Origin of the sequence: Scrofimicrobium sp. R131, from assembly GCF_040256745.1 — a bacterium.
Classification (GTDB): Bacteria; Actinomycetota; Actinomycetes; order Actinomycetales; family Actinomycetaceae; genus Scrofimicrobium; species Scrofimicrobium appendicitidis.
On the sequence record NZ_CP138335.1, the window covers coordinates 1,459,564 to 1,475,942 of the forward strand.

15 protein-coding genes are annotated in these 16,379 nt (G+C 66.5%); 1 reads left to right on the top strand and 14 read right to left on the bottom strand.

Translation table 11 applies throughout. The features are described 5' to 3' along the window. Window positions 1-27 precede the first annotated feature (27 nt). The 13 genes from SAC06_RS06850 to dinB all read right to left on the bottom strand — a co-directional run bounded on the left by SAC06_RS06850 (window position 28) and on the right by dinB (window position 14,408). Window positions 28-852, bottom strand: a complete 825-nt coding sequence (locus SAC06_RS06850; protein ID WP_350257563.1) for a cell division protein FtsQ/DivIB — start codon at window positions 850-852, stop codon at window positions 28-30. Between the two features lie 131 nt (window positions 853-983). Then, a complete protein-coding gene (murC, locus tag SAC06_RS06855; protein ID WP_350257564.1) occupies window positions 984-2,378 on the bottom strand; it encodes a UDP-N-acetylmuramate--L-alanine ligase in 1,395 nt (464 codons plus the stop codon). Then, window positions 2,375-3,493 (bottom strand): undecaprenyldiphospho-muramoylpentapeptide beta-N-acetylglucosaminyltransferase, encoded by a 1,119-nt coding sequence (murG, locus tag SAC06_RS06860; protein WP_350257565.1) that lies wholly within the window; start codon window positions 3,491-3,493, stop codon window positions 2,375-2,377. The genes murC and murG overlap by 4 nt, the downstream gene beginning before the upstream one ends. A 30-nt stretch (window positions 3,494-3,523) precedes the next feature. Beyond that, a complete protein-coding gene (locus SAC06_RS06865) occupies window positions 3,524-4,774 on the bottom strand; it encodes a putative peptidoglycan glycosyltransferase FtsW (RefSeq protein WP_350257566.1) in 1,251 nt (416 codons plus the stop codon). A gap of 6 nt (window positions 4,775-4,780) precedes the next feature. After that, the gene (murD, locus tag SAC06_RS06870; RefSeq protein WP_350257567.1) at window positions 4,781-6,136 is read right to left on the bottom strand and encodes a UDP-N-acetylmuramoyl-L-alanine--D-glutamate ligase; all 1,356 of its coding nucleotides are present in this window, start codon (window positions 6,134-6,136) and stop codon (window positions 4,781-4,783) included. After that, window positions 6,136-7,221 carry a phospho-N-acetylmuramoyl-pentapeptide-transferase gene (gene mraY, locus SAC06_RS06875; RefSeq protein WP_350257568.1) on the bottom strand — a complete coding sequence of 362 codons (1,086 nt, stop codon included), beginning with the start codon at window positions 7,219-7,221 and terminating at the stop codon, window positions 6,136-6,138. Before mraY ends, murD begins: the two co-directional genes overlap by 1 nt. Beyond that, a complete protein-coding gene (locus tag SAC06_RS06880) occupies window positions 7,218-8,615 on the bottom strand; it encodes a UDP-N-acetylmuramoyl-tripeptide--D-alanyl-D-alanine ligase (RefSeq protein WP_350257569.1) in 1,398 nt (465 codons plus the stop codon). Before SAC06_RS06880 ends, mraY begins: the two co-directional genes overlap by 4 nt. A gap of 56 nt (window positions 8,616-8,671) precedes the next feature. Then, entirely contained in the window at window positions 8,672-10,444 is a 1,773-nt protein-coding gene (locus SAC06_RS06885) for a penicillin-binding protein 2 (RefSeq protein ID WP_350257570.1), read from the bottom strand. Continuing rightward, window positions 10,441-10,833 carry a hypothetical protein gene (locus tag SAC06_RS06890; RefSeq protein ID WP_350257571.1) on the bottom strand — a complete coding sequence of 131 codons (393 nt, stop codon included), beginning with the start codon at window positions 10,831-10,833 and terminating at the stop codon, window positions 10,441-10,443. The genes SAC06_RS06885 and SAC06_RS06890 overlap by 4 nt, the downstream gene beginning before the upstream one ends. Then, window positions 10,830-11,807, bottom strand: a complete 978-nt coding sequence (gene rsmH, locus SAC06_RS06895) for a 16S rRNA (cytosine(1402)-N(4))-methyltransferase RsmH (protein ID WP_350257572.1) — start codon at window positions 11,805-11,807, stop codon at window positions 10,830-10,832. Before rsmH ends, SAC06_RS06890 begins: the two co-directional genes overlap by 4 nt. Before the next feature lie 134 nt (window positions 11,808-11,941). Further along, window positions 11,942-12,373 (bottom strand): division/cell wall cluster transcriptional repressor MraZ, encoded by a 432-nt coding sequence (gene mraZ, locus SAC06_RS06900; RefSeq protein WP_350257573.1) that lies wholly within the window; start codon window positions 12,371-12,373, stop codon window positions 11,942-11,944. Window positions 12,374-12,682: 309 nt separating this feature from the next. Beyond that, window positions 12,683-13,096, bottom strand: a complete 414-nt coding sequence (locus tag SAC06_RS06905) for a DUF3040 domain-containing protein (protein ID WP_350257574.1) — start codon at window positions 13,094-13,096, stop codon at window positions 12,683-12,685. 46 nt (window positions 13,097-13,142) lie between these two features. Further along, window positions 13,143-14,408 (bottom strand): DNA polymerase IV, encoded by a 1,266-nt coding sequence (gene dinB / locus SAC06_RS06910; protein WP_350257575.1) that lies wholly within the window; start codon window positions 14,406-14,408, stop codon window positions 13,143-13,145. A 72-nt stretch (window positions 14,409-14,480) separates the two neighbouring features. Between dinB and SAC06_RS06915 the strand changes: the two genes are divergently transcribed. Continuing rightward, window positions 14,481-15,242 (top strand): fused MFS/spermidine synthase, encoded by a 762-nt coding sequence (locus tag SAC06_RS06915; protein WP_350257576.1) that lies wholly within the window; start codon window positions 14,481-14,483, stop codon window positions 15,240-15,242. Here SAC06_RS06915 and SAC06_RS06920 read toward each other — a convergent pair. After that, entirely contained in the window at window positions 15,239-16,282 is a 1,044-nt protein-coding gene (locus SAC06_RS06920; protein ID WP_350257577.1) for a PAC2 family protein, read from the bottom strand. The two genes, SAC06_RS06915 and SAC06_RS06920, sit on opposite strands and share 4 nt — an antisense overlap. Window positions 16,283-16,379 lie beyond the last annotated feature (97 nt).

Genomic DNA, 16,379 nt, shown 5'->3' on the forward strand with positions numbered 1-16,379 from the left:
GGCATCGCCGGGTGTGTCGAAGGAAGCCTATTTGATGGATGGGCGATCCGGCGTCGATACGTCGTACACGCTCGCTTCGCGCTGACCCAGCAGCAGCCCCAACACCTGTCCTTTGAGTTCGGCCTGGCTGGAGTCGCCCCAAATCACCTTGGCTCCGCCGTCCAGGGTGAGGGTGAAGTTGGTGCCGGCCAACTCAATCGCCACCACGCGCGCCCTAATCGCCTCGGGCAGCACCTGCCACAGGGCCAGGACCAGGTCCACCTGGGTTTCCCCCAGGGCCTTCCCCCCGGCCTCCACCAGGATCAGCCCGGCAGGCGGCTCGGCCACCTCGTCAATCACCACTCCGTCCGGCCCCATCCGCTGGTAGGCGGAGCCGACATGGACGGCCATGACCGGCTGACGCGGGGTCAGTCCCACCGAGAGCCCGTTCGGCCACACCCGGTGTACCTGCGCGGTGCTGATCGAGGGATCGGCCAGAATGTCGGATTGGAGCTGGCGAGTGTTCACTCGGGCGAGCGGGGTGCCCACCTCCTGGCTGACGCGCGCCTCCACCGGGGCGGTGTTGACCTCCCCGCTCTGGGCGCTCACCTCCACGTGGTCGGCGCGCACCGCCAACAGCGGCGAAAATCCCACCACCCAGACGATCAGGCCCACCAGTGCGGCGAAGGCAGCCACCCGGACCAGGTTCACCAACCGCAGGTGTCTGCGAGCCCGTTTCTTCTCCTGCTGGCGCTCCTGCAGCTGACTCGGCTGGTCCTGCTGCCACTTTTTTGCCAAGCCCTCGCGTTCTGCGGCCGTTGCCACCGCTCCGGTCGGGGCCGGCTGCGCCACCTTCGCCGGCGCCTGGCTCACCCGCGGCGGCTGGCCAGCAGGTTTGGAAACAGCAGGTTTAGGGGTGGCCGGCTTGGGACTGGCCGGCTTGGGACTGGCCGAGGACGGCGCCTTCGGATCGGTGCGAGGACGACGAGGCGGACCCGGCGGCTTCACACCCGCTCCCAATAGTCCAGCACCGCGTCGGCCCCCTGGTTGATGTCGCCGGCGCCCACCAGCAGCAGCAGGTCGCCCGGGGCGCACAGTTCGGCCCCGAGCAGCGCCGACTCGTTCACGGTGGCGCCCGCCCGATACTCGACGTCCACCCCCGCCTGGAGCAGCCGATCCACCACCAGTTGCGAGCTGACCCCGGGCATTGGATCCTCCCGGGCCGCGTAAATATCAGCTAGGACCACCCGGTCGGCCTCGGCCAAAATCCGGGCAAACCGATCCGCAAAGTTCAGGGTCCGGGAGTACAGGTGCGGCTGGAACACCACCACGACCCGGCCGGTCCCGGCCACCAGTCTCGCCTGCTTCAGGGCCGCCTCAATCTCGGTCGGGTGGTGGGCGTAGTCGACGATTACCCGTCGTCCCGCCACCACGCCCTTGGTTTCGAACCGGCGACCCGCCCCGCGAAATGCCCCCAGGGCCTCGGCAAACTGGGTCGGCTCGAAGCCGAGCGCCAGCCCCGCCCCCCAGGCACCGGTCGCGTTCAGCACGTTGTGGGCCCCGGTCACCTGCAGGTTCAGGTCGGCCCGCAGTTCCGGTTCGGCGGCCACGGTCACCGTTCCCCCGGAGCCGGACGCATTCGCCCAATCGTCGGTCAGAACCAGGTCGGGGGCGTACTCAGCCCGTCCGTAGGTCAGCACCGTCAGCTCTGTCAGCTCGGTCCGGGCCCGAGCGGCCAGGCGAGCCGACCCCGGGTCCTCGGCGCAGCAGATCAGCGCTCCCCCGGGGACAATCCGCTGGGCAAATTCGAAGAAGATCCCCTCGAACGCTTCGATCGAACCAAAGTGGTCCAGGTGGTCAGCTTCGATGTTCGTCACCAGGGCGACCGTGGGCCGGTAGTTCAGGAACGAGCCGTCCGACTCGTCCGCTTCGGCGACGAAAATGTCGCCCTGCCCCAGCAGCGCACCCGAGTCGAGACCCAGGATCGGGCCGCCCAGCGCGCACGATGGGTCGGCTCCGCAGGCCACCAGGGCCTGGGTCAACAGGGCGGAGGTGGAAGTTTTGCCGTGTGCCCCGGCTACCGCGACGAAGCGTTTGCCCCGGGCCGCAAGCGCCAACGCCTCCGAGCGGTGCAGCACCTGCTGGCCGCGGGCGCGTGCCTGTGCCAGCTCCGGGTTGGTTTCCCGAATGGCGGAGGAAACCACCACCACCGCCTCGGGGGGAACCTGGTGGGCGTCATGACTGGCGTGGGCGGTGATGCCGCGGGCGCGGAGCCGATCCAACACCGCCGAATCCTGCCGGTCCGAGCCCGACACGCGGTAGCCTTCCTGCCAGAGCAACTCGGCGATCACCGACATCCCGGCCCCGCCAATTCCAATGAAGTAGTACTCTTCGCTCACGCTTTTGCCACTTTCAGTGCCAGGTTGATGACTGCTTCGGTCCCGTCTCCGACCGAGCTATTCCGGGCGGCCTCCCCCATCCGGGCCCGGCGCTCGGCGTCCGCCAGCAGCGGGAAGACGGTGGAGGTGACGACAGCCTGAGAGAAGGCCGCGTCCTCGAACAGCTCCGCTCCTCCGGCCGCGACCACGTCGGCCGCGTTTAGGCGCTGCTCCCCGTTGCCAATCGGGAGGGGGACGTAGATGGCGGGCACCCCGAGGGCGGACAGCTCCGCCACGGTCCCCGCCCCGGAGCGGCAGACCACCAGGTCCGCCACGGCCAGGGCGTCTTCCATCGTCGCCAGGTAGTCGCGGACCTGCCAGCGATCACGGACCGAGGCGGGCAGGTGCTCGCGCACCGGTCCGTCTTTGCCCCTACCGGTCAAGTGCAGCACCTGCGCCTCGGCCGGCAGCATTTCAGCCGCCTGCACCATGGTCTCGTTCAGGTGCTGGGCCCCGAGGGATCCGCCCGTAACCAGGAGGGTGGGCCGGTCCGGGTCGAGGCCCAGAGCCTCGGCTCCCCGCGCACGGGCTTCGGCCAGCCCGGTCGGGGTGGCTCGCTTGGCCACCAGGGCGGCAATCGGAGCTCGCAGCGGGAGCCCGGTCGTTTCGGTCAGCCCGCGCCGGGCACGCAGGTCGGTTCCGGCAAAAGTCACCGCCACCGCGGCGGCAAACCGAGCCGCCCACCGGTTGGCCAGGCCCGGACGGGCATTTTGCTCGTGAATCACGACGGGCACCTTCGCGCTGCGAGCGGCCCAGTAGGCCGGTACCGAGACGTACCCGCCAAAGCCGATCACTACTTCCGCGCCGGACAGCGCCTCACTTGCCACTTCCCGGGCGTGGACGAGGCGGCCGGGCAGGGTGAGGAGCTGCGGGGAGGGCTTGCGGGGAAGGGGAACCTTCGGGACCACTGTCAGGGGGAAGCCCGCCGCGGGAACCAGCTGGGATTCAAGCCCCTCGGCCGTTCCCAACACCTGCACGTCCCAACCTAGGTCGCGCAGACGGGTGCCCACTGCCAGCAGCGGGTTGACGTGGCCGGCGGTTCCCCCTCCGGCCAGCAGCACTCGCCGTTTTGTCACGGATACTCCTCCCAACAGCGATCGGGTTAACTAGCGGGTGCGACGCACCCGGGTGCGCTTGGGGGCCACCCGCGGGTCGCGGGGACCGGTCTCAGCCCGGTTCCGCCACCAGCCGGTCAGGCCCGCTTCCGAGCGGGCGAAAGCCAGCAGCACCCCGATAGCTAAGGCGGTGAACAGGAAGGCGGAACCTCCGTAGGAGACCAGCGGGAACGGCACGCCGATCACCGGGGTCAGCCCGGTCACCGAGCCGATGTTGACGAACCCCTGGAAGATCAGCCAGGCAGCGATCCCGCCGGAGGCGATTCGAACAAAGGCATCGGGCGAATGACTAGCCAGGCGCAGGGTCCCCCACACCAGCACGCCCAGGGTAACCACCAGGGTCAGGGTCCCAATCAGGCCGAACTCTTCCCCCACGATGGCCAGAATGAAGTCCGACTCAGCTTCCTGCAGGTAGTTCCATTTGGCCCGCGAGGCCCCCGGGCCCAGCCCGATTAGGCCACCGGAGCCGAGCGCCCAGAGGCCCTGGGCGGTCTGGGTGGGCGCGGACGGATCGGGGGCGGAGCCAAGTCCGGGTAGGATCTCCATCACGCGGCGCAGGCGCGAAGGGTTCATCATCACCAGGACGGCGGAGGCGGCCAGCCCGGCCAGGCCAATAGCGCCGAACCATTTCAGGGGAGCCCCGGCAACCCAGAGCGCCCCCACGGTGATCGCCAGGAAAATCAGCGCGGTGCCCATATCGTGGCCCAGCATCACGGCCCCGAGCGACGCCACGGCCGGCAGGCCGACCCCGACCGCTACCGCCTTCCAGTTATTGACCCGTTCCCCCAGGTTGGCCAGCACCTGAGCCAGCATTAGGCAGGTGGCCAACTTGAGTAACTCGGAGGGTTGGATCATCTGGTTGATCACCGGGATCCGGACCCAGTTCTGGTTCCCACCCTGGGCGTAACCGAACGGCACCACCATCAGTTGGAACACCAGCGCGGCCAAAAACAGCGCCCAGGACCACCGCCGGATTGTGGTGGGCCGGAACCGAGAGGCCGCCACCGCCGCTATCAGGGACACCAGCGTGATGACGACGTTGCGACTGAACACCAGGTACGGGTTCAGCTCCATCGAAATGTTGTGCACCGCGGTGGCGGAGAAAGTCATGATCACTCCGAAGCCCGCCAGCATCAGGGCGGCCACCAGAATCATGTAGTAGGTGGCAATCGGCGAGTAGGTGCTGTCGGAGGAGTTCGCCCGGGCGAACTTGATCTTAGGGACGCGCAGGTTCACGGCCATGCCGGCTCACCGCTCCGCCCGAACGGCGGCCGCGAAACAGTCGCCGCGTTCACCGTAAGAGTTGAACTGATCCCAGGAGGCACAACCGGGTGCCAGCACCACGGTGTCCCCCGGTTCAGCCCACTGACGGGCATGGTCAACCACCTGCGCCATCCACTGAGCCGGTGTTCCCTCTCCCATAACTTCCACTATCGGGGTTTTCGGGGACACTTGGGCGAAGGCACGCCGGAAAGGCTCACGATCGACCCCGATCAGGATGGCCACCCGGACCCGATCGGCCACCTGGCGGACCAGGTGGGTGAAGTCCTGCCCTTTGGCATCTCCCCCCGCAATCCAAACCGCGCTCAGCGGTGCCAGGCCGGCGAGGGCCGCGGCGGCCGCATGGGCGTTGGTGGCTTTCGAGTCGTCAATGTAGGTGACGCCGTCCTGCACCGCCACCACCGCCCCGCGGTGAGCTGCCGGTTCAAAGGCGGCCAGGCCGGCGGCAATCGCCTCGGGCTCAACGCCGTGCACCCGCGCCAGGGCCACGGCCGCCACGATGTCCTGCAGCAGGGCCGGCGGGCAGCGGCGGTCCTGGTAGAACGGAATCAGTCGCAGTTCAACCAGACGGACCGGGTCGGAGCGCCGATCCACCACCCAGCCCTCGCTGACGCCAATTTCTCCCGGTCCCGGCTCCCCGCAGCGCAAAGCCAGCGCCCCGGCCGGGACCAGCTCCGCCACCACCGGGTCGTCCGCAAAGTAGCAGGACACGCCAGCCCGGTGGTAAACGCGGGCCTTGGCCTCCCGATACGCCTGCTCAGATCCGTGCCAGTCCAGGTGGTCGGACTCCACGTTCAGGCAGATGGCCGCTTCGGGCGCCATCGACTCGGTGGTTTCCAGTTGGAAGGAGGAAATCTCCAGGGCAAAGACCGTGGCTTCCGAATCCACCTGAGAGGTGATCGGCAACCCAACGTTGCCCACTTCGGCCACCGCCTCCCCGTTGGCGGCCAGCATCGCTGTCAACAGCCCAACCGTGGTGGTCTTGCCGTTGGTGCCGGTGATGGCCAGCCAGGGTCGACCCGCCCGAGGCGAGTCCTCCTGGAGGCGCCAGGCCAGCTCCACCTCCGACCAAACCGGCAGACCGGCGGCTCGGACCGTCCGCAACAACGGGGTATGGGGGGCAATTCCAGGCGAGGTGACCACCGCCTCGGGCGCCCACTCAACCACGGCCCGGCCCAGGAGGTGACCGTCAGCCACCACCACGTCGGCTTCCGGGGACTGCTGGTCAAAGACCGCCGTCTGGATCCCCCGCGCTCTCAGGGCCGCCGCTGCCGCCAGCCCGGAGACTCCGGCCCCCAGGACCGCAATTTTGCCGGGCAGCACTAGATGGTCGCCGCCCACTCGCCGTAGAAGAGCCCTACCCCAACCAGGGCGAACAGGCCGGCGATGATCCAGAAGCGGATCACAATCGTCACTTCCTGCCAGCCCTTGAGCTCGAAGTGGTGGTGCAGGGGGGCCATTCGGAACACCCGCTTGCCGGTGCGTTTGAAGACCAGAATCTGAATCACGTCGGACATGGTGATGATGAAGAACAGGCCGCCGATGACAATGGCCAGCACCTCGGTGCCGGTGAAAATCGACATTCCGGCGAAGGCACCGCCGAGGGCCAGGGCGCCGGTGTCTCCCATGAAGATTTGGGCGGGCGAGGCATTCCACCAGAGGAAGCCGATCAGGGCACCCACCACGGCGGCGCCGAAGATGGCCAGGCCGAGGGGGTCGCGAGTTTCGTAACAACCCACCGTGTTGGTGACCGCGCGGGAGCAGGACTGGCTGAACTGCCAGAGGGCGATCAGGGTGTAGCCACCAAACGCCGCGATCGAGGCACCGGTGGCCAACCCGTCAAGCCCGTCGGTCAGGTTGACCGCGTTGGACCAGGCGGAGACCAGCAGGTTCGCCCACAGGATGAAGAGGAACACGCCCAGCCCAAACCCGGCAAATGCCAGGTTCAGGTTGGAGGGCCGGATGAAGGAAATGGTCATCGACGCGGGGGTCACCCCGGCCGAGTTGGGTTGCCAGACCGCCAGCACCGCGAAGGCAGAGCCAATCAGGATCTGGCCGATGATCTTTGCCAGCGGGTTCAGCCCGAGGGAACGGTGCCGAGAGATCTTGATGTAGTCGTCGAGGAAACCAATCACCCCGAGTCCGAACAGGAGTCCGGCCAGCAGCAGGGAGGAATAGTCGGGCCAGGATCCAACCGACAGGTATCCGACCAGCCAGCCCACCAGAATCGCGAAGATGAAGACGACGCCGCCCATAGTCGGGGTCCCCCGCTTGGTGAAGTGTCCGGTTGGCCCATCCTGACGAATGAACTGGCCGTATTCGCGTCGCACCAGAAACTTGATGAAAACGGGGGTGAGCAGCAGGCTCAGCAGCATTGCCACCCCGAAGGAAATAATGACCCCGATCACGGTTGCGCCTCCATCGTGTCTGCAGCGAGCAGGTCGTCGGCGACTCGCCAGACTCCCGACCCGTAGGATCCTTTGAGGAACACCGTATCCCCCGAAGCTATCGTAGTCGCCAGCACGTCCAACGCCTCATTGGCATCGCTCACCCAGTGTTTGACGGCGGCCGGGGAGCTCTCAAGCAGGTCCCGGCTTCCCTCCCCCACCCCGATCAGGACGTCGACGTCGGCCCGGGACCCCACCTGGCGGTGCAGGGCGGCCGATTCCGGCCCCAGCTCCAGCATCTCCCCGAGGACGGCCACGAGCCGGTGGGAACCGGCGATCAGCCGGGCGGTGATCAGACCCGAAGTCATGGAATCGGGATTGGCATTGTAGGCGTCGTCAATCACTGTAAGCAGGTCCTGTCCCCGCCACTGTCGGTCCAGGCGCACATCCATCCGGTGCGCCGAGAGCGCGCCCGCCCCGCTCAGCTCGCGGGCAATAGTGGGCAGGTCCAGTCCCACGGCCAGCGCCGCCCCGGCCGCGGCCAGCGCGTTTGAAACCTGATGGATCCCCACCAACTGGAGAGACACGGGTTGACGCTGATCCGAAGTGCAGAGCTGGAAACTGGGGTGGCCCAACTCGTCGAGCGCAACCGCTTCGGCCCACAGGTCGGCAGACTGGCCCAGCCGGGAAAAGCGCAACACCCGCCCGGGAGCCGCCCCGGCCATGGCCGCCACCCGCGGGTCGTCCGCGTTCAGGACGGCTATCCCATCTTCAACCAGGCCCTCTACCAGCTCCTCTTTGGAGGCAGCCAACTGCTCAACCGAGCCGAAGCCTCCCAGGTGGGCCTGGCCCACCATCAGTTCGACCGCCACGTCCAGCGGAGCCAGGGAAGTCAGATAGGTCAGGTGTCCACGGCCCGAAGCGCCCATCTCCAGGACCAGATAGCGGGTCTCCTCGTCGGCTCGCAGCACCGTCAGCGGGCAGCCGACCTCGTTATTGAAGGATGCGACCGGGTAGACCGTGGGTGCCTGGGAGCTGAGCAGTTGGCCCAGCAGGTCCTTGGTGGTGGTCTTGCCGGCCGAGCCGGTGATCCCAACCACGCTGATCGGGCCCGCAGCGCGGAGCTCAGCCAGGTAGCTGCGGGCGAGTTGGCCCAGCGCTTGCGTGGAATCGGTGACCAGCACCTGGGCCACGTCCAGGTCCAGCAGGCGCTCCACCACCAGGCAGACAGCCCCGGCGGCGATGGCGGCGGGAGCATAATCGTGCCCGTCGGCCTGGTCGCCGCGCCTGGCAACGTAAACGGAACCGGGAGTACAGGCGCGAGAGTCGGTTTCCACGGAGGCGGTGACCGGCCGGTCCGGGCCGTGTAACTGCCCGCCCACAGCCTGGGCAACCCAGGCGCTACTGCGCTTCATAACACTCCTTGTCCGACAGCTCGTGTCCTCACCGTAGCAAGTGAACCCACCTCATCCTAAGGTGCGGTGGGATACAGCTCCACCGGCCCGGTCGAACCTGGAATCCCCAGCGAGGTGACCGCGGCTGAGGCCACCTGGTGGAAAAGGGGTGCTGCCGAGTCGCTAGACAGGTACCCGGAACGTGGGTTGTTCAACACCACGGCGATCGCCAACTGCGGCTTGTCGGCCGGCAACACCCCGGCCACGGTCGCCACGGTCCCGCCCGAGGGCAACTCCGAGGTACCGGTCTTGATCGCAACCCGGTAGCCTTCAACCGCGGCCGCGGTGCCCGTGCCTATCTGGGCGTCGGTGCTGACTCCCTCCATCATCTTCAGCAGAATCTGGGCGGTCTCGGGCTGAATGGCCTGGACCGGCTCGGGAGTTTCCTCCGCGTGAAACTTGCCGTTCGCGTCGGTGGTGCCCGACACCAGGCGCGGCCCCTGCCAGACTCCACCGTTTCCGATCGCAGCCATCATGGCTGCCTCCTGCAGCGGGGTCATGGCGTAGCCCTGGCCAAACATGGTGGTGTAAATGGAGCGTCCCAGCCAGTCCTCCGCCGGGGCCAGGATTCCGGGCGACTCGCCCGGCAGCTCGATCCCGGTCAGCTTCCCAAGGCCCAGCTTGCTCATGGTCTCGTGACGGGCCTGGTCGGTCACCGTCTCGCCAATTTGCACCGCCCCGGTGTTGGAGGATTCGGTGATGATCCCCGCCACGGTCCGCTGGTACGTCTCGTGTTCGTGAATGTCGGTGATGACTTCACCGTCTTTGGTCTCATACCGATCCGGAACGGAAAAGACCGTGTCCGGGGTGACGGTACCCTGCTCCAAAGCGGTGGCAACGGTGAGGATCTTCCCAACCGAGCCGGGTTCGATCACCCACTGGACCGAACCGGAAGGTTGGGGTCCTTTGGCCGGGGACTGCAGGCCCGAATCCCCCATCGCCAGCACCCGGGAGGTGGCCACGTCCAGGACCACCACGGATCCCCAGTCGGCTTCGTAGGTCTTGACCGCCTGGTCCAGGTACTCCTGAACCGAGTTTTGCAGGTCGGCGTCGATCGTGGTGTGAACGGTTCCTCCGGTCCGGGCTTCCTTTGAGACGGTCTTGGCCCCCGGGATCACCTCACCGGTGGGTCCAATCTCGAACGACTCTTCCCCGGGAATCCCGGTGAGGACGTCGTCGTACACCAGCTCCAGGCCAGAGTTTCCCAGCCCGTTGGCGTCGACCGAACCGATGATCGAGGCGGCCGTGTTTCCCCCGGGGTAGGCCCGCTGGTAAACCGGCTCCCACTCGATCCCGTAGATTCCCAGGGCTTTGATTTTGCGGAAGGTGGCGGCATCCACGTTTTTGGCCAGGTAGGCATAGGTGGAGTCGCCCAGCATCATCCCGCCCAACTCGGCCGGGTCCATCTTCAGGAGCGGGGCCAACTGCTCGGCGGCGTCGGCGGGCCCCTGCCCGATCAACTTGCCGTCCTCGTCGCGGTGCTTCCACTCCAAGATGTTCTTCTGGTTGACGGCGATGTGATAGGTCTCCACAGAGTCCACCAGGGTCTGGCCGCTTGCGTCGACAATCTTTCCGCGCGGTGCGCTCACCTCGGTGGCCGAGGTGCGAACCTTCCGGCCCTGCTCGGCCAGGGCTGGGCCGCGGATAATCTGAATGGAGAACAGCTGGATCGCACAGACCGTCAGGGCCAGCACAGTCAGGGCCCCGAACCAGCGGGAACGCTGACGGGACTTGTGCTGGCGCGGGTCGGGAACGGTCTGTCCCTCGACGGTGGGGGGAGCCTCTTTCACTGCGCTGGCGCACCACCTTCCACCGTGTTGGCCTCCAGGGAAATCACTCCGATGGGACCGGCGGGCACCAGGCCGATTCGCTGGGCTTCCTGTCGCAGGTGATCGGTGGAAGAGACCTTCAGCAACTCACCCTCAATCGTCTCGATCTCGGCAGCGATTTGGGCCTGCTCAATGTTTTGATCCCGGATCTCGTAGGCCAGCGACGCCATCGAGGTGTTGATAATCAGCGGTACCACGATGGTGGCCAGGAACAGAAACAGCGCCGCGGCCAGAACCGGGACCACCGCTTTTCGCATCTGGCCCTTCTGCCCCTCGATAACCCGCAGTTCCGGGCGCCGATGGGGCAGCGAACTCGGTTGAGCAACCGGGATGATGTTGGGAACGCTCATGACTGACTCCAGGGGGCAACTAGTTCGACGGCACGCAGACGGACTGACTGAGACCGGGGGTTTTGGGCTACTTCGGTGGGGTCGGCTTTCAGGGCCCCCTTGACCAGGGCGCGGAGCCGGGCGCGATTAGCTTCGGGCACGACCGGCAGGCCGGGAGGGGCGGTGTCCTTCAACCCCTGGGCCAGAGTGCGCTTCACGATTCGATCTTCCAGGGACTGGTAGGACTCCACCACCAGGCGACCACCAACCCGCAGGCTGTCCAGTGCGCGCGGCAGCGTCCGCTCCAGGATCCCCAACTCGTCATTGACCGCGATTCTCAGGGCCTGGAAAGTCCGCTTGGCCGGGTTGCCTCCGGTCCGGCGGGCGGGGGCCGGGATCACGTCTTTCACCAGTTCGGCCAACTCGGCGGTCGTGGTGAGCATTTCGGTCTCTCGACGCCGCACAATTGCCTGGGCAATCTTGCGGGCAAACTTTTCTTCCCCATATTCGCGCAGAATCCTAGTCAGCTCCCCCACCGGGGCCGTGGCCAGTAACTCGGCCGCGCTTTGGCCCGAACTCTGATCCATCCGCATATCCAGGGGGGCCGGGCGGGAGTAGGCAAAGCCCCGCTCCGGATCATCCAGTTGGAGCGAGGAGACTCCCAGGTCCAGCAAAATCCCGTCAACTTGACCCCGCCGACCAAACTCGCGCGCCACCTCGTCCACCCGGTCGTACTCACCGTGGAATGGAACGAAGCGGTCCCCGAACCGGGCCAGCCGGTCCCCGGCCAGTTGCAGGGCCTGCCGGTCGCGATCAATCCCGATCAGGCGCAGGTTGGGCTGGGCCGAGAGCAGTGCTTCCGCGTGTCCGCCCATGCCGAGCGTTCCATCGATGGCAACCGGATCGGAGACTTGAAAGGCAGGGAGGAGCAGCTCCACGCAGGTATCGCGCAGAACGGGCACATGCAGGTCCCGCGCGTCTTGCTGCTGCTCCATTTGGTCTCTCTCTTTGCGTTTGATCCGGGTTTGGCCGGTGGCGGGCGGTGGCCCTGAAGACTGGTCCCCGCCCGCTGTCCTGACATCGGGGAAGTGAAGTCAGCACGGCGGTAGGAGATCAGCGTCCAGGGAGGTCAGAACATGTCGGGAATCACCTCGGTTTTGGTGGCGGCAAACTCGTCTTCCTGTCGCTGCAGGTACTCGGTCCACGAGGCGGTGTCCCAGATCTCGGCCCGGGAACCCACCCCGATCACGGTCAGGTCCCGGTCCAACCCGGCGTACTGGCGCAGGGCCACCGGGATCGTCACCCGCCCCTGCTTGTCGGGAATCTCATCCGAAGCTCCCGAGAGCATCAGCCGGGTGTAGTCGCGCGCCTGCTTGGAGGAAAGTGGAGCTTGGCGAATCTTTTGGAAGATCTCTTGGAACTCGGCGGCTGGAAACACGTAGAGGCAGCGCTCTTGACCTCGGGTAATGACCAGGCCTCCGGCCAATTGCTCCCGGTATTTGGCGGGCAGGATCAGACGTCCCTTGTCGTCCAGTTTTGGTTCGTACGTCCCAAGGAACATGGTCACCTCCTCCGCGCATGGCCCCTTCGGCTACACTTTACTCCACTTCGCTCCACTTCGAACCCCTTAGCGGCGAGTATAGCCGAAAAGTCGCCGGAATCCGGATTGGAGTCGGCGTGTTTTCAAGGCAGATGCGCAATTGAGCAGGGTGGAGGGATTTTTACGGCTCGGGGGCGGGTCACCCGAACCGGACCCGGATAAGGGCAGCAAAAAGCGGCCCCGGCGATCGAACCAAAACTGGTTCAGATCAAACCGAAGCCGCAGGAGGATAGCCGCCAGCGCGCCGTGGTTAGCCGGGCGCGACCCGCACTATTGCGCGCGCGGACCCCGCTCATCCCACTTTGAGCGCTGTCGGCTCATGAAGTCTTTGTCTTTCCGCTTCCGCTTTGAGCCCGAGTCGGCGCGGCTGCCATCCGCGTCCCCAACCGGATCAGATTTCAGCGCCAGCAGCACGCCACCCACCATGCAGGCGAAGCCAAGTACCCCCAGCAGCGCCGCCACCCAGCCGTAGCCAAACGAGACCCCGGCAATAATAATGGCCAGTCCCCCGACACCAATGATCGAACCCAACGCAATGCGCCGAGGCGAGAGCCGCCCGGTGGGGACGACATCGGTTTCCTCGGGCAGCGAGGACGTCATCACCGAGGCCAGGGAGGGATCAGCCTCTTTCAGCTGGGCCTCCATCTGCGCAAGGACCTGCTTCTCATACTCAGAAAGAGCCATCCTAGCCTCCTCGGTCTCTCGTGCTAGCACTCTTCTGTCAACTATCTTAGTCGGCTTTCGACAAATTGACCTCACCGGTTTTTTCCCTGGGCAGACTTGCAGTTTCCCCAAGCAAAGTAGCGGGTTGAAGAGATTTTCTCCCAAACTTGCTGTGCACCCGATCCATGGTCCGTTCGGCCGCCAGCGGGCGCAGGTCTTCATCCAGTCCAATTTGGACTCCCTCATCGCGCGGGCGGAGGCCGGTAACCCCGACCCCGGCCAGGCGCACCCCGCCTCGTCCCAGTCGCTCGACCGCGAACAGGCGCAGCGCGGCCGCCGCCACCTCCCGCCCCAGATCGGTGGGAGCGGTCAGGGTCTGAGCCCGAGTGATAGTGCGAAAGTCCGCGTCCCGTAACTTGATCTGCACGGTCCACGCAACCAGTTCGGCGTCCCGAAGCCGGGCCGCGCAGTCGTGGGCGGCGGCCAGCAAGTAGCGCTCAACCGCTTTCCGCTCGGTCAGGTTGACCGGGAAGGTCTCTTCGGTCGAGATGGATTTCTCGGGTGCGCGCCCGCCGACGCGGCGCCGGTCCTCCCCCCAGGCCACCCGGTGCAGATCGTAGGCGTGCGCCTCCCCCACGATTCGGCCCAGCTGCTGAACCGACAGCTCGGCCAGCTGGCCCACGGTACTCAGCCCGCGCCGATCGAGCAGTTCCTGCGTCTTTCGTCCAATTCCCGGCAGGGCCCCCACCGGAAGCGACTGAAGGAACTCCACCGTCCGCTCGGCCGGAATCAGCAGCACCCCGTCGGGCTTGGCGTGCGAGGACGCAATCTTCGCCACGGTCTTGGAGTTGCCAATCCCGACCGAGGCGGGCAGGCTCACCCGTTCGCGAATCTGGTTTCGAATCAGCTGGGCAATTTCGCGGGGTTGACCCAACCGGCGTCGGGCCCCGGCCACGTCCAGGAAGGCCTCGTCGATACTGATCGGCTCAAAGTCGGGGGTGATGGCGGAAAGTATCTCCATCACCCGGTGTGAGTAGTCCCGGTAGAGCCCGCGCGACCCGGGAACCACCACCGCCTGCGGGGCCAGGGCTCGGGCCCGTCCGATTGGCATTCCGGCCCGCACGCCCAGCGCCCGAACGTCATAGGTGCAGGAGGTAACCACCCCCCGGTTGCCCACTCCACCCACGATCAGGGGGACCCCGGCCAGGCTGGGGTTTTCGACCACCTCTACCGAGGCGAAGAAACTGTCCATGTCGACGTGCAGGATCGTAGTGGCACTGTCATCGTCACCCCAGTCACGTTTGGCCCGGTCCGAGCGCGGCGCCGTCGACATAGTTCCCTCCCCTCGCTGCCCCCCAGTCTACGGCCCCAACTTGGACCGAAGCGGACTCAGTAGACTGAGGGAATGAGCGTTCCCGCCCCCGAGATCAGATTTGACCGCCACGGCTCGATTGCCTCCGTATTCATCGACGGGGTGGAGCAGTCCCGCGTGGACCTGGAACACCCGGACCAACTGCAGTTCGAATACATGGAGCAGATGGACGTGGTGCTGAACCTGGCTCACCCGGCGCCTACCCCGATCAAGGCCGCGCACATTGGCGGATGCGGGTGCGCCTTGGCCTGGGCCTGGCAGGTGCAGCGGCCCGACTCGCGGCAACTGGCGGTGGAAGTCGACGAGTATTTGGCCACCCAGGCCCGGACCTGGTTTCCGCTGCCCCGAAAGCCGCTGCTGCGGATCCGGGCCGGGGAGGGCCGCGAGGTTCTCAGCTCCAGCCAGGCGCACTTCCAGGTGATTGTCCGCGACGCGTTTGCGTCCCGAACCGTGCCAGCCCACCTGCAGACAGTCGAGTGGGATCGGGTGGTGAGCGCGCACCTGGCCCCGACCGGCCTCTACCTGGCCAACGCGGCCCACGGCGGAGGTTCGAACGCGCGCGGGGACGTGGCGGCAGCCCGCCAGGAGTTTGGCCAGGTCGTCCTAATTGGCGAGTCGAAAGTCCTCAAGGGTGCCCGGTGGGGAAACCTGGTGTTGGCGGCCTGGCAGGAAAGCCAGCTGATCGACGTGGCCGAGTTGGACCGTCGCCTGAGACGACTGCCCCTGCCTGTGCAGGTGCTCAGCGGGGCCGAGCTGGACCGGTGGTTGGGCGGTCACCCGCCCGCCACGGACTAGTCTTCCAGTCCCCGGTCCTGCTCCCAGGCGCGGGGGGCCGCGTGCTTTGGGCCGGGCTCCGCCTCGTCCGAGGCGTCCAGCTCCTCCGGGGAGCCCTCCCCCTCTTCGGTCTTGGTTTGAGCGCGCAGGTACTTCTCAATTGCGTCACCCAGGGCCTCGGCCACCGACTCCGAGTCCTTGTCCTTCGGCTCATCCGGGGCCGGCATGCTCAACAGTGCGGTCGAGTTCGATGAGAGCGGCGAGTTGGGGGCCGCCGCCATCTGGTCGTAGTGCACTTCCAGCGCCTCGATCGTCCGCAGCACCTCGGGGTTTTGCGCCACCAACGTGTCGACCTGGTCGGCGTCAGCATCGGCCCCCTGCTCCAGGTCGCCAATCGGCAGGGACAGATCGGTCATCTCCGAGAGGCGTCGCAGCAGGGCGGAAGCCCCCCGCGGGAACGCGCCCTCGGCCATGTAGTAGGGCACAGCCGCGTAGAGGGTGATCCCGTGCAGGTTCTGCCCCGAGAGGCGGTACTGCAGGAAGTGACTGAGCGGGGCCGGCAACTGCCAGGACCCCAGCAGCGATCCCTGCTGCGGCACCAGGTCCTCGTCCGTGCTCTGCACGTGAACGGACACCGGGCGCGTATGCGGAACGGCGGCGGGGAACCCGTACAGCGAGACCATTACTTCCACCCCGGCCTTGCGGGCCAGCTCCGCCACGTTCTGGGTGAAGGTTTCCCACCGCGAGTCGGGCTCAGGCCCGTGCAGAATCAGCACCGGGGTCCCGGTGTCGTCGTGGACCAAATCCAGGGCGATCTCGGGCGCCACCACTTCGCGGGTAACCCAGTTCTCGACCATCATCATCGGCCGGTGGGACCGGTAGTCGATCAGCCGATCGGAGTCAAAGGTGGCCACCCGTCGCGGCGAAAGATTAGAGAGGAGCTGGACCACGCTGAGTGCCCCGGTCGAACCGGCATCCATGGCCCCGTCGAAATGAGTGATCATAATGGGGGCCTTCGCACCCGCCAGCGGGCCATCGGTGTAGAGCTTCTCAGTTTCCATTTGTTGTCACCCACTTTCGGTTGCACCGGATGCTGCTTTGTTTCCACGTTACCCGGCCCGCCCCAGGTTCGCGAGGGGCACTCGCCGATTGCGCTAC

Bases quoted from the DNA above. Each gene is read 5' to 3' on its own strand.
- mraZ (WP_350257573.1), bottom strand. From the start codon at position 12,373: ATGTTCCTTGGGACGTACGAACCAAAACTGGACGACAAGGGACGTCTG.
- rsmH (WP_350257572.1), bottom strand. From the start codon at position 11,807: ATGGAGCAGCAGCAAGACGCGCGGGACCTGCATGTGCCCGTTCTGCGC.
- dinB (WP_350257575.1), bottom strand. From the start codon at position 14,408: ATGTCGACGGCGCCGCGCTCGGACCGGGCCAAACGTGACTGGGGTGAC.
- SAC06_RS06880 (WP_350257569.1), bottom strand. From the start codon at position 8,615: ATGAAGCGCAGTAGCGCCTGGGTTGCCCAGGCTGTGGGCGGGCAGTTA.
- SAC06_RS06865 (WP_350257566.1), bottom strand. From the start codon at position 4,774: ATGGCCGTGAACCTGCGCGTCCCTAAGATCAAGTTCGCCCGGGCGAAC.
- SAC06_RS06920 (WP_350257577.1), bottom strand. From the start codon at position 16,282: ATGGAAACTGAGAAGCTCTACACCGATGGCCCGCTGGCGGGTGCGAAG.
- SAC06_RS06905 (WP_350257574.1), bottom strand. From the start codon at position 13,096: ATGGCTCTTTCTGAGTATGAGAAGCAGGTCCTTGCGCAGATGGAGGCC.
- SAC06_RS06890 (WP_350257571.1), bottom strand. From the start codon at position 10,833: ATGAGCGTTCCCAACATCATCCCGGTTGCTCAACCGAGTTCGCTGCCC.
- SAC06_RS06915 (WP_350257576.1), top strand. From the start codon at position 14,481: ATGAGCGTTCCCGCCCCCGAGATCAGATTTGACCGCCACGGCTCGATT.